This is a genomic window from Enterococcus sp. 3H8_DIV0648, from assembly GCF_002140655.1.
Taxonomy (GTDB): domain Bacteria; phylum Bacillota; class Bacilli; order Lactobacillales; family Enterococcaceae; genus Enterococcus_A; species Enterococcus_A hulanensis.
On the sequence record NZ_NGLG01000002.1, the window covers coordinates 1,109,279 to 1,120,945 of the forward strand.

Genomic DNA, 11,667 nt, shown 5'->3' on the forward strand with positions numbered 1-11,667 from the left:
ATTTAATGTTTACCGTAAAACAAAAAAGGCATTGAGGTATACCTCAATGCCTTAAAAGTAAACTTTATAGAGTTTCGACAACTTGGATGGCTTCGTAGATTTGATCGGCCGTGATATTGGAGTCAACCATATTAAACGTTTCGTTAGAAGAAGCAGCATGGTTAATCACTGGTTCTAAGGCCGCTTTAGAAGAATCAAGTACATTTAACTCCTTCAATTTTAAAGGAAGGCCAGTGGCTTGATAAAATGCTTTTAAGTTTTGTATTTCTTCTAAGTTTTTTGTATGGGCTAGTTGAACAAGGATACCATATGCAACTTTCATTCCATGAAGTTGCTCGTGAGTGCTTTCAAGGTAAGAAAGACCATCATGGATGGCATGAGCTCCGGCTGATCGGCCAAAAGAAGCAGCAAATCCGCCTGTTTCTCCGGCTAAACCAATGATTGTATCTGTCACACGGCTAAATGCGGGGGTTGCTTTGTGATTTTCAAGATCAGCAATGGCTGGAATCGCATCTTTTAGCAGCAACTCCTGAATAGCTTTTGCACTGGCAATTCCAAGTCGAACGTAAGCAGATTTTTCATCTTCATGCAGGTTTCTAGTGATTCCTTCAATTTCATACCATTTTGCTAAAGTATCGCCAATGCCAGCAACAAAATAGTCCTTAGGTGTTGCGAGTAAAAATTTTGAATCGACTAAGGTTAAGAATGGTGCACGTTTCATAAATCCCATGGCTTTAAAAGTGCGATTCGGGTGATAAACGGCAACGATTGGCGTAAAAGGTGCACAATTTGAGATTAATGTTGGAATAACCATCAATTCGGCGTTCAGTTCTTCAGCAACCATCTTAGCAGTATCGATGACACGACCACCGCCAATTGCCAGAATCAGTTCAGCTTCTTCGATTTTATCAGCTAATTCTACCGCATTTTCATGACTTGAACTGCCATCATAACGATAGGTGGGGTAATGGAGCTCTTTATGGTAGTACTTTTTGAATGCTTCAGAGGATTTTTCACCTGTTATAACAGCTATTTTCTTAAAGCCAACTAAATAGCTGGGTAAATCTTGCAGGATACCTTCACCACATGCATAGCGATTGGCACCTGGACGTACTTCGGTAGTGATGTCCATTGAATTCAACTCCCTTATTTTATGTTCAGAATCAACTTTTTTCTAAAAAAATGATCCGAGCTCAAATTGTTTAGTGTCTACTGATTGTCATACGAATAGATCATTCAGTGAGATTTCAACTAGTTTATTCCTTGTGTAAATTAAAGTCAAATGTGTTTTTGGTGATAAAAAAGTGTTGACAGCTTTTATTTGAACGTGTAACATACGATTTATCAATTTGCTAAACGAAGAAACGTGATGAAGAGAAAAGTATAAATTGCGAAGCATCAAAGAGAGTCCGAGTAGGTGAGAGCGGATATGTGGAAGGATTTAGAAAATGGTCTCTGAATGGCATTGCCGATAGGTAGGCAGTGACGGGGTAGCGCTCGTTATTAACGCTCAAGTATGATTGTACTTGTTGAGGCAATAGTTGTGAAATTATTGCAAATGAAGGTGGTATCGCGAGTAAGCTCGTCCTTTTTTACACATAAAGTGTGGAAGAGGGCGGGCTTTTTTTCTTTGGCAAATAGCTTATTGTATTTTGATGTTTTTTTCTACCGCATAGGAGCGCAAAGAAAGAATCATAACAAATTAGGAGGAAACGATAATGAAAAAATTAGGTAAAGGAATTTTATTAGGGGTAGCGGCATTAGCCGTCAGCGGTATATTGTCAGGATGCGGCAGCAAAAGTGAGGCAAAACCGTTAGATGAGAAAAAAGTCACGATCGGTGTGACCTCTGGTCCTCATCAGGAAATTTTGGAAGAGGTGGCCAAGCAGGCGAAAAAGGACGGAATCGATATCAAAATTAAAAGCTTTGATGATTACAACACGCCGAATACGGCATTAAATGATGGTGATTTAGATGGAAATAGCTATCAAACTTTCTCGTTTTTGGAACAGCAAGTGAAGGATAAGGATTATAAAATCGAGACAGCTTTTAAAACCGTTGCATTTCCATTAGGGGTTTACTCTAAAAAAGTTTCTAATTTAAGTAAACTTCAAAAAGGGGATAAAGTTGGGGTGCCAAATGATCCGACAAATGAATATCGGGCGTTGAAATTACTGGAAGAAGCAGGGGTTTTGAAACTAAAAGATGGTGTCGAGGTCAAGGCTACTAAGAACGATATCGCAGAAAACCCTAAGGATATTGAGATCGTGGAGTTAGAAGCCTCACAAATTCCTTCACAGTTAGGTGAGTTAACAGCAGCGGCAATCAATACAAACTTTGCTTTTGGTGCGGGGCTGACGATTAATGATGACGCGATCTATCATGAACCGTTGAAGGATAATCCTAATTACAATGTGTTTGTGGTACGGACGGAGAATAAGGACGATAAGATCGTAAAAGAAATCAAAAAGTATTATCAGTCTGACGAAACTAAGAAGTTCATTGAAGAAAAATTCAAGGGTTCAGTTGTACCAGCGTTTTAGATTAAGGGAGGATTCATATGATTGAACTTAAAAATGTTTCAAAAGTCTATCAGCAGAAGAAGCGTCGGATTGAAGCAGTAAAAGAGGTTGATTTGACCATTGAAAAGGGTGAGATTTTTGGTGTTGTGGGGTATTCTGGTGCGGGAAAATCTACTTTAATACGTATGATCAATTTTTTAGAGCCGCCTACAACAGGAGATATTTTAATAAACGGGCAGAATTTGCGCGAACTTAACAAAAAAGAATTATTGTTAACTAGACGAAAAATCGGCATGATTTTTCAAGGGTATAATTTGCTGTCAACTGCGACGGTTTATGAAAATATCGCTAAACCTTTGAAGCTGGAAGGGGTGCCTAAAGAGGTAATCGCTGAGCGGGCCGCCAGATATTTAGATTTAGTTGGTTTGACAGATCGCAAGGATAATTATCCGGCACAATTATCTGGTGGGCAGCGGCAACGGGTGGCGATCGCCCGAGCATTAGCCCATGAACCGGAAATTTTATTATCGGATGAAGCTACCAGTGCATTGGACCCCGAGACAACGGAATCAATCTTGACTTTACTGACTAAGATTAATCAAGAGCTGGGAATCACGATTTTTCTGATTACTCATGAAATTGACGTGGTTCAACGGATCTGTGATCGTGTCGCAGTGATGGAGGATGGAAGAATCGTTGAGGCAGGTCCTGTAATTGATCTGTTTACTCGACCTAAAGAGGAAACAACGAAACGATTCATTGGAGCGAACGATGGCTACAACGTCCCAGAAGAGGTATTAGCGGCCTATAAAGGCAGCGGACGATTAGTCCAGCTGCAATTTATTGGAGAGGAAGCAACGGAACCGGTTTTGGCGAGAGTCGCGAAGGATTTTCAGCTAAGTCCCAACATACTTAGCGGTAATATTGGTTATTTGAAGGAAAAACGTCACGGACAGCTTTTGGTTCAGTTTGACGGCGGAACAGAAGCAGATTTTCACTTGGCAAAGGAATATATTAAAAGCCAGGGTGTTCTGATCGAGGAGGTTGTTTAATGAGTGAATTTTGGAATCAATGGGGAAATGTCGTAATCGAAGGGTTAGGACAAACACTTGTGATGGTTTGCGTGGCGTTGGCTCTTTCGATTATTATCGGAATCCCGTTAGGCGTGTTATTAGTAATTGCTCGTCCAGGCGGACTGAATAGTAATCTGCCTTTATATTCGATCTTGAATAGTGTCATCAATGTGCTGAGATCATTGCCATTTATCATTCTTTTATTTTTGATTTTGCCTTTGACCAAGTTAATTATGGGAACGACTATCGGGGTACAGGGGGTACTGCTGCCATTGATTATCTACACGGCGCCGTATTTAGCCCGATTAGTTGAAACCTCATTATTGGAAGTCGATGGCGGAGTAATCGAGGCATATCAAGCGATGGGAATCAGTCATTTTCACATTATCCGCAGTGTGCTGTTAAGAGAAGCGCGGGGCGGGATCATCCGCGGATTAACGATCGCGATGATCGGTTTGATCGGTGCAACGGCGATGGCCGGCTTAGTCGGAGCAGGAGGGCTAGGCAGCATCGCTTACCAATATGGCTTTTTAAGAAATGAGCCTGCAGTGATGTATACGACGATTATTTTATTGATCGTGCTAGTTCAAATTGTTCAGTCACTAGGAAATACGATCGCCAAGAGTTTGGATCGAAGTTAAATTTTAAACGGTGAATTGGGAGCTTTATAGCCCGATTCACCGTTTTCTTTTTGCTATAATGAAGACAGGAAGAATCAGAGGATATGAGGTGGAACTATTGAAGGCCAAGGATCTATTGACCGCGATCCAAGTGGATGCTGCGGGAGAAATGAAAAAATTGTCTTCTTATATGTATGTTTTTATCAAAGATGGAGATAAGCAAACGAATCATTTAGTCGTTAAAGTAGAAGGGGAGAAAATTGTTTTGACTAAACAATCAGACGCCTTGTTGACACTTAATCAATTGATAATTGTGTTGAATGAAGCTAAAGAAGCAGATATTTTTGTCGAGGATGAGTTGGTTTTTGGGTATAAATTGGTTAAACAAGGGATTGTTCTAGGACTGTCTCTTATACACATCTAGATGTGTATAAGAGACAGGTATAGGTGTAGTGTTGAGTATTGTTGGGTTTATCTTTTTGCTGAGGAAGGCTACTAGCGGGCTGCATTATGTATCATTTATTATCTATGGTGTCTCGCTTTTACTGCTGTTTTTAGCATCGACGTTATATCACAGCCTGATTTTTACTAAGGCAAAAAAGGTCTTTCAGGTGTTCGACCACTGTTCGATCTACTTGTTGATTGCTGGGACGTACACACCATATTGCTTACTGTATATCAAGGGAACGATCGGGATCGTGCTGCTGAGTATTATTTGGCTGGCGGCAATCGTTGGAATTGTTTATAAAAGTTTGACGTTAAGCAAGGTGAAGTCAGTCTCAAAATTATCTACGATCATCTATAATGTGATGGGGTGGGCGGTTGTAATCGCTCTGCCAAGTCTGTATCAAAGCGTTGGCTTGAAGGGATTGCTGCTGTTAGTTGGCGGTGGCGTTGCCTACACTGTAGGATCTGTTTTTTACAGTATGAAAAATCGACGATACATGCACGTTGTTTGGCATCTGTTTGTGATGCTGGGTGCGATATTGATGTTCTTTTCGATCTATTTATAAAAATGAAAAAAGTAGCTGTGTCTCAGACACAGCTACTTTTTTTTATAGATAATCGTCTTCTGAAAAACCGGTATTGCGATAGGCGCCTTCGTCAGCAAAATATTTGTTATAACGCTGCTTGAACTTGCGGAAAGTGAAGACGACCAATAATTTGATCATGGAATAGATCGGAATTCCGAAGATGACCCCGACGAGCCCCAATAGATCGCCCATGACTAATAAAACGACTAAGATCGTGATTGGGTGGATCTTTAGTTTGTCTCCCATCACACGAGGAACCACGAGATCTCCGTGAAGCAGCTGCACAACGAACCAAGCAATCACGAATTTCACTACCATAAAGGTTGAATCTTGGAAGGCGATGAACACTCCCGGTAAGAAAGCCAGAAATGATCCGATATACGGAATAATACTCAAAATCCCTGCGGCAAGCGCGATCACTGTCGCAAATTGCAAGCCTAACACTAAGAAAACGACCCAGTAGATTAAGCCTAACAATAATGAAGCAATGACTTGCCCTTTTAGAAAGGCACCTAATTGCTGATTGGCAATCTTGATCAATGAGCTGGCATCTTTTCTGAAACGCGGCGGAATCATTTCGATCACCGCATTGTAGAGTTTGTGAGGACTTTGGATCAAAAAGAAAGCAATGATCGGTCCGGTAAATAAGGTAATAGCAGTGCTGGAAACGGCAGAGAAGATCGTTCCTAAACCTTTGGCACCGTCTTGCCAATTATTTACCAAGTAGTTTAGGCCGTCCTTGGTTAACTTATCTAACGAATTCAATGCTTGATCAGAAGAAGCCGCAAAGGGCGTGGCGTCTAGAATATTTTTGATCGAACGTTGAAAGTCATCCATGTATTTTGGAAACTGTTTGATCAAATCTTGCGCCTGATCTTGGATCACTGGAATGAGTCTGGCTCCACCGAAGAAGAAGATGCCAAGAATCACGACATAGGTAAGTACGATGCTGATGGTCCGCGGGACGCCTTTTTTACTTAAGAAATTAACCACCGGATTTAATAAATAATACAGCAGCAGTGCAAAGACCATTGGCGGCAGCACCGTAGTGATAATGACTACTAGCGGTCTGAAAATAAATGAAACAGTATTTAATAAATAAATGGCTAAGGAACTTAAAATAATCAGCCCGATAATGTAGTACGATGTTTTACCACCAAAAAATTGAATAATTTTCGAGGGTTTTTCTTTTTCCATAAAATGGACCTCCTCCTTTATAAGTCAAGTATACCGAATGTCCGCAGAACTGTATACTTTTCAGAATTTTTGAAAAAAAGATGAGAAGATGGGATAATCTATAGGAAATGTAGAAAAAAAGAACCATAGAGAGAGTGAATTTTTTGACTGAAACAAGAACCTGCCGTGAATCGCGCGTGATTCAAACGCATCGCATTTTTCCCTTTGACTTAAATCCTTTTGGCTATTTATTTGGCGGAAAGCTGATGACCTTGATCGATGATGCCGCATCTATCTCCATCTCTCGGCATTGCCGCAGAGGAGCGGTGACCGCTTCATTGGACAATTTGAATTTTCTAAAACCGCTGCATGCGAATCATTCTGTTTGTGTGAAATGTTATGTATCCGGTACACATAATAAGTCGATGGAGGTCTTTGTAAAGGTGATCGGAGAAGATCTTTCAACCGGGGATCGCTATTTGGCGGCGACCTGCTTTACGACCTTTGTCGCTGTGCCCTCCCATATGAATGAAGAAACGGATTCTACCGTGCCTAAGGTCGTGCCAGAAACTGCAGAGGAAAAAATGGTTTGCGATGGCTATGAAAAACGGCGAAATCATCGCTTGAAGGAACGCGATGACTATAAAAATTTCGCGGCGCTTTTATCGACAGACTTGCCTTGGTCGGATGAGGGAACGGGAGATTAATTGAATAAGGGGAAAGTTCGCAGCTGAGTGTTGCGGACTTTTTTTGCGTCTTGACTTATTTTCTGAGAGGGAGTAGGATTTTTTATATGGGGTATGGGGGTATATGCCATATTGAAAAAGGAGGAAAAAACATGTCACACAGACCAGATCATCAAGTCGATAATCTTGTAAAGCGAATCAATCGAATCGAGGGGCAGATCGGGGGGATCAAGAAAATGATCGTTGATGAAAAGCCTTTTGATGAAGTAATCATTCAATTAAACTCGGCCAAGTCGGCCATTCAAAAAATTTCTCAGATATTATTAGAAGCACATGCAGACCACATGTTTATGGATGCAGTGGAAAGCGGTCAGACGGAAAAAGAATTAGAAAGTTTGCGGCGGGCGATCCATCAATACAGCAAGATGCTGTAAGCGGGGTGAAACGATGACCTCAATGAAAGAAAATAAAATCCTCGCTTTAGCTATTCCGGCGACGATCGAAAATGTTTTGCAGACGGCGGTGGGCTTCATCGATGCGCTGATGATTTCAAGAATCGGACTAGTAGCCGTAACGGCGGTCGGGATCGCCAATACGATTCTGAATGTTTATTTAGCATTGTTTATCGCTTTAGGCGTGGGGGCATCGGCCTTGATCGCACAAAAAATCGGAGCGAAGCAACCTGATGAGGCGCAAAAAGTGACGAATCAAGCGGTTATGCTGACGCTTGCAGTTAGTTTGCTGCTGGGGATTATTTCGATTTTTTTTGGTGAATCGCTTTTGCGGGTAATGGGCGCTTCAGAAGCTGTCTTGCAGGAAGCGCTGCAGTTCTTTATGGTTGTTGGCGGCGGCGTACTGTTTATGGGATTGATGACAATCTTTGGCAGTATTTTGCGGGCAACTGGCGATACTAAATCACCGATGAAAATCAGTGTGGTGGTGAATATCGGCAACGTCGTGATCGACTATATTTTGATTTTCGGTTTAGGTCCGATTCCAGCTTTGGGAGTTCTAGGAACGGCGATCGGGACGGTTTTGTCACGGGGACTGGGTTGCTGGCTGCTTTATCGAAAAGTACAGCAATCGGAAAGCCCTGTGGATCATGCGTCCTTATTTAACTCGGGGAACTATCGTCCTTTGGTCAATTTGTCGATACCGGCGACTTTGGAACGGTTAGTGATGCGTTTGGGTCAGGTACTATATTTTGGATTGATCGTCAGTATCAGTGCTAAGACGTTTGCTGCTCATTCGATCGCGGGGAATATCGAAAGTTTTACCTACATGCCGGCGTATGGACTAGCAACTGCGGCGACAACCTTAGTAGGCAATGCAGTCGGTGCCGGAGAGAGTCAGCAGGCGAAAAGATACGGCTATTCGGCCGCTAAATACGGTGTGATCTTTATGTCGCTGTTGGGAGTGGTATTGTTTTTCGGCGCGCCGTTTTTTGCTTCATTGTTTACCTCGGATCAAGAGGCCTTGCGTCAAATCGTGATTGCATTGCGTATCGATGCTTTTGCCCAGCCGGGGTTGGCGATAAGCTTGATAACGACCGGAGCGTTGCAGGGAATGGGGGATACCAAGTCTCCATTATATAGTACGGCTTTTGGGATGTGGGGGATTCGCGTCGTTGGCGTGATTGTTTTGTCCAAATACCTTGGACTAGGGATCGCCGGTATCTGGCTGTCAATCGCGATCGATCTGTATCTTCGTTCACTGTTCTTAGTTTATAAGTTCAATCATAATCTTAGTGATAAAAGAATCATCGCAAAGGAACCCTCTGAGTAAACGGCTCAGAGGGTTCTTTGCGGAATGTGGCAATAGTTCGTTTTCTATTCACTTGGTTCTATGTGGACATCCGTTTCAAAAATCTGGAATTCTTCTTGCAGCAGCTGTTCGATCTGATCGGCGATGTCGTGGCTTTCCTTGACAGTCAAATCAGGTTTCATGGTTACTGTGACATCGAGATAAATATTTGCGCCGTAGCTGCGCCCCTTGATACTTTTGACTGATTGGACTTGCTGAATGTGATTGATGGCCTCATTGTATTGATCCAATTGTTTTTGATCAAAGCCATCGGAAAGTGAAAAGACGCTGTCTTTAAATATATCGACAGCCGTTTTCAAGATCAGCAAGGCTACGACGATGGCGGCGGTACTATCGAGCCACCCCAAATTAAAGGAAGCCGCGAAGACAGCGATGGCTGTACCGATACTAGTCCAAGCATCACTGCGGTTGTCTTTGGCTGCTGCCAGCAATCCCGGACTTTTGACCTCTTCGGATAGTCGCTTATTAAAGAAGTAGACACCATACATAATGACAGCAGAAACGATTCCGACGATGGCAGCAATCATGTCAGGAGCTTCGGTTTTCTTATTGACCACCGAAAGAATCGAACTATATAAGACCTGCATTCCCACCAGCAGCATAATAAATGAGGTCACTAGGCTGGCGACATTTTCAGCCTTCCAATGACCATAACGATGTTCCGCATCAGCCGGTTTTTGTGAGATTCGCAGCCCGATCAGGACCGCGATGGAGGCGAGAATGTCTGTGAAGTTATTCAGACCATCTGCTCGTAAGGCTTCGGAGTTCGCTAGATTGCCGACCACCAATTTCATCGCGGAGACAAGGATATAGGCAGCGATGCTGATGACCGCACCTAGTTCTGCTTTCTTTAATTGTTCATAACGGTTGTTTACCATAGTTTTACACCCCAAAAAATAAAATGTTTTATCACTATACACTTTCTTTGACGGCTAAAACAAGGATTTTTCGAAACTGTAATTATTTTGGGTCAGCTAAAATAATTAGTCGGATTTCCTCTGAAAAGACATGTTAGGTCAGCTAATTTTATTCCTAAGGATTCCTTTGAGAGGGATTCGGCGTTGCAAATTTTTTAAACACTGAAACAATCTTCAGCTGGCTTATTGTTGAAGGTTTTTTTGGTATTCACAGAATAGTCGTCAAAAAAAATAAAAATTTTTTTATTTAATTCATTGACAATGATTAGGTACCGAAGTATACTAATCTCAAATAAAGGTTAGGTACCTAAAATATAGGTACCGAATCAAAAGTTTTTTAACCTTTTAAAAAAGGAGCGAGTAACCATGAGCGAGTATACAAAAGAATTACTGAAGCGCCTATCCTACGTGGGTAGTGCCAGTCGTCGTTTGATGGATGTAGGCAATTGTCAGAAAAGTGCACCGACCCAACAGTTGGTTTTAGATATTTTAGCAGAAGAAGATGGTGTGACCTCGGGAGTCTTAGCTGAGATTTTGGATATGCGTCCGAGTTCGGTCACTGAGATTTTGAACAAGTTGGAAAGCCGCGGCGAGATCGAACGCCGTGAAGATGAACAGGACAAACGAATCAAACGAATCTATATCACGGAAATTGGTCGCGAAAAAGCGAATTTAAACAAACCGCAGGAACGTTCGGAAGAATTTTTCGCTGGTCTGACGGATGAAGAATTACAAACATTGGATCAATTATTGAACAAGGTGATCGATGGCTGGAACGAAGATTTCGGCGGTCGTCCTGAATTTCCTAATGATCCATTCGAAGCGATCGAGGCCTTAAAAGCGATGAAGATGCAGTTTGATCCTCATATGAAAGAATTCGGTCAGATGTCGCCAGCAGATCGCCGCAAGTTGAAACGGGCGTGGAAAGAACAGATGCGCAATCAATTCGGCAGAGGCGGCTTTGGTCATGGTCCTTTTGGTCCCGGCCCAAATGACCATAATGGTGACCCGCGAAAAAAAGCTCCAGACGATCGCCCCAACGATAGCGATTGGGAAAATTGGTAAAAAGTTAGAAGTTAGAAGGAGGTCGTTAACGATGAGAATTGAAATGGCTGAATTATTTAGTAAAGAACATACCAGCGCAGTAAAATTGCGCAAGCAGGTATTAGGTGGAAAAATTGATTGGGAGAAAGAAAAAAACTTGCATGTTTTTGTAGCAGTTGAAAACGATGAAGTTGTAGGGACCGCAGCGATTCAGTTGTATCCTTTTGGGATCGCACGTGTTCGCCAAGTAGCAGTTTCACCTGAGCATCAAGGACAGCATATCGGAGATCAATTAATGAGTCGTTTGGAAGAATTTGCCCAAGAACAAGGACATTTTCGCATTATCTTAACAGGACGAAAAACGGCTCAAATCTTTTATCTGAAACGTGATTATCATCGGGTGCTGTTTCCATTTACCAAGCATGAGATTGAATTTTTATGGATGACGAAAGTGTTGCCAGCAGTGGAAGCTCCCGTTTTTTCAGAGAACTAACGCAGTATTTGTCCGCCTCCCCCGCAAGAGATGATGAAGGAGGAATCCATCATGAAGGAGTTATTTGACCCAAGAAGAAAAGAGAATGAACCAAAGAAGCATACAGGCAAAGAATTTGAAAAATTACGCATCGAGTTAGAAGCGAAATCGCGACTATTTACCACGACACTGGGAATGGTAAATTATCAGAAGTACCATGAGCTGTATGACCTTGGTTAAAAACCGAAAGAATAATAGATACTATACCCTTGAAGGAATCTTTCTTTTGAGGGTATTTT

The 11,667-nt window shown here is 42.1% G+C and carries 13 protein-coding genes, 1 pseudogene and 1 other annotated feature; of the genes and pseudogenes, 11 read left to right on the forward strand and 3 right to left on the reverse strand.

Annotation, left to right across the window (positions count from 1 at the left end):
• Window positions 1–64: 64 nt before the first annotated feature.
• Window positions 65–1,132, reverse strand: a complete 1,068-nt coding sequence (locus tag A5875_RS21540; protein ID WP_088935607.1) for an iron-containing alcohol dehydrogenase family protein — start codon at window positions 1,130–1,132, stop codon at window positions 65–67.
• A gap of 228 nt (window positions 1,133–1,360) precedes the next feature.
• Window positions 1,361–1,593, forward strand: a binding site (T-box leader).
• Window positions 1,594–1,718: 125 nt separating this feature from the next.
• Between A5875_RS21540 and A5875_RS21550 the strand changes: the two genes are divergently transcribed.
• From A5875_RS21550 to trhA, 5 genes and pseudogenes are all read left to right on the forward strand, one after another.
• Complete coding sequence (locus tag A5875_RS21550) at window positions 1,719–2,543, forward strand: MetQ/NlpA family ABC transporter substrate-binding protein (RefSeq protein WP_088935609.1); 825 nt, start codon at window positions 1,719–1,721, stop codon at window positions 2,541–2,543.
• 17 nt (window positions 2,544–2,560) lie between these two features.
• The gene (locus A5875_RS21555; protein ID WP_088935610.1) at window positions 2,561–3,574 is read left to right on the forward strand and encodes a methionine ABC transporter ATP-binding protein; all 1,014 of its coding nucleotides are present in this window, start codon (window positions 2,561–2,563) and stop codon (window positions 3,572–3,574) included.
• Window positions 3,574–4,236 (forward strand): methionine ABC transporter permease, encoded by a 663-nt coding sequence (locus tag A5875_RS21560; RefSeq protein WP_088935611.1) that lies wholly within the window; start codon window positions 3,574–3,576, stop codon window positions 4,234–4,236. Before A5875_RS21555 ends, A5875_RS21560 begins: the two co-directional genes overlap by 1 nt.
• 88 nt (window positions 4,237–4,324) lie before the next feature.
• On the forward strand, window positions 4,325–4,639 hold the full coding sequence (locus A5875_RS21565) for a hypothetical protein (RefSeq protein ID WP_254911921.1): 315 nt from the start codon (window positions 4,325–4,327) through the stop codon (window positions 4,637–4,639).
• Window positions 4,640–4,655: 16 nt separating this feature from the next.
• Window positions 4,656–5,228, forward strand: a pseudogene (gene trhA / locus A5875_RS21570) (PAQR family membrane homeostasis protein TrhA); the annotation flags it as partial.
• Window positions 5,229–5,270: 42 nt separating this feature from the next.
• On the opposite strand, the gene A5875_RS21575 reads toward trhA, so the two are convergent.
• Window positions 5,271–6,446, reverse strand: a complete 1,176-nt coding sequence (locus A5875_RS21575; protein ID WP_088935613.1) for an AI-2E family transporter — start codon at window positions 6,444–6,446, stop codon at window positions 5,271–5,273.
• Window positions 6,447–6,589: 143 nt separating this feature from the next.
• Between A5875_RS21575 and A5875_RS21580 the strand changes: the two genes are divergently transcribed.
• From A5875_RS21580 to A5875_RS21590, 3 genes are all read left to right on the forward strand, one after another.
• Window positions 6,590–7,132 (forward strand): acyl-CoA thioesterase, encoded by a 543-nt coding sequence (locus A5875_RS21580; RefSeq protein ID WP_088935614.1) that lies wholly within the window; start codon window positions 6,590–6,592, stop codon window positions 7,130–7,132.
• A gap of 131 nt (window positions 7,133–7,263) precedes the next feature.
• Complete coding sequence (locus A5875_RS21585) at window positions 7,264–7,545, forward strand: metal-sensing transcriptional repressor (protein WP_088935615.1); 282 nt, start codon at window positions 7,264–7,266, stop codon at window positions 7,543–7,545.
• Between the two features lie 13 nt (window positions 7,546–7,558).
• The gene (locus A5875_RS21590) at window positions 7,559–8,896 is read left to right on the forward strand and encodes an MATE family efflux transporter (RefSeq protein ID WP_088935616.1); all 1,338 of its coding nucleotides are present in this window, start codon (window positions 7,559–7,561) and stop codon (window positions 8,894–8,896) included.
• Window positions 8,897–8,940: 44 nt separating this feature from the next.
• Here the strand turns inward: A5875_RS21590 and A5875_RS21595 are convergent, their stop codons facing one another.
• The gene (locus A5875_RS21595; RefSeq protein WP_088935617.1) at window positions 8,941–9,813 is read right to left on the reverse strand and encodes a cation diffusion facilitator family transporter; all 873 of its coding nucleotides are present in this window, start codon (window positions 9,811–9,813) and stop codon (window positions 8,941–8,943) included.
• Between the two features lie 405 nt (window positions 9,814–10,218).
• Here A5875_RS21595 and A5875_RS21600 point away from each other — a divergent pair, with 405 nt between their 5' ends.
• Genes A5875_RS21600 through A5875_RS23910 form a run of 3 tightly spaced genes read left to right on the forward strand, consistent with a single transcriptional unit; the run spans window position 10,219 to window position 11,608 of the window.
• Window positions 10,219–10,917 (forward strand): MarR family winged helix-turn-helix transcriptional regulator, encoded by a 699-nt coding sequence (locus A5875_RS21600; RefSeq protein WP_088935618.1) that lies wholly within the window; start codon window positions 10,219–10,221, stop codon window positions 10,915–10,917.
• 31 nt (window positions 10,918–10,948) lie between these two features.
• Complete coding sequence (locus A5875_RS21605; protein ID WP_088935619.1) at window positions 10,949–11,389, forward strand: GNAT family N-acetyltransferase; 441 nt, start codon at window positions 10,949–10,951, stop codon at window positions 11,387–11,389.
• 51 nt (window positions 11,390–11,440) lie between these two features.
• The gene (locus A5875_RS23910) at window positions 11,441–11,608 is read left to right on the forward strand and encodes a hypothetical protein (RefSeq protein WP_171005003.1); all 168 of its coding nucleotides are present in this window, start codon (window positions 11,441–11,443) and stop codon (window positions 11,606–11,608) included.
• Window positions 11,609–11,667: the final 59 nt, after the last annotated feature.

Coding starts and splice junctions, on each gene's coding strand:
- A5875_RS21550 (WP_088935609.1), top strand. CDS start 1,719: ATGAAAAAATTAGGTAAAGGAATTTTATTAGGGGTAGCGGCATTAGCC.
- A5875_RS21605 (WP_088935619.1), top strand. CDS start 10,949: ATGAGAATTGAAATGGCTGAATTATTTAGTAAAGAACATACCAGCGCA.
- A5875_RS21585 (WP_088935615.1), top strand. CDS start 7,264: ATGTCACACAGACCAGATCATCAAGTCGATAATCTTGTAAAGCGAATC.
- A5875_RS21560 (WP_088935611.1), top strand. CDS start 3,574: ATGAGTGAATTTTGGAATCAATGGGGAAATGTCGTAATCGAAGGGTTA.
- A5875_RS21600 (WP_088935618.1), top strand. CDS start 10,219: ATGAGCGAGTATACAAAAGAATTACTGAAGCGCCTATCCTACGTGGGT.
- A5875_RS21555 (WP_088935610.1), top strand. CDS start 2,561: ATGATTGAACTTAAAAATGTTTCAAAAGTCTATCAGCAGAAGAAGCGT.
- A5875_RS23910 (WP_171005003.1), top strand. CDS start 11,441: ATGAAGGAGTTATTTGACCCAAGAAGAAAAGAGAATGAACCAAAGAAG.
- A5875_RS21595 (WP_088935617.1), bottom strand. CDS start 9,813: ATGGTAAACAACCGTTATGAACAATTAAAGAAAGCAGAACTAGGTGCG.
- A5875_RS21590 (WP_088935616.1), top strand. CDS start 7,559: ATGACCTCAATGAAAGAAAATAAAATCCTCGCTTTAGCTATTCCGGCG.
- A5875_RS21540 (WP_088935607.1), bottom strand. CDS start 1,132: ATGGACATCACTACCGAAGTACGTCCAGGTGCCAATCGCTATGCATGT.
- A5875_RS21575 (WP_088935613.1), bottom strand. CDS start 6,446: ATGGAAAAAGAAAAACCCTCGAAAATTATTCAATTTTTTGGTGGTAAA.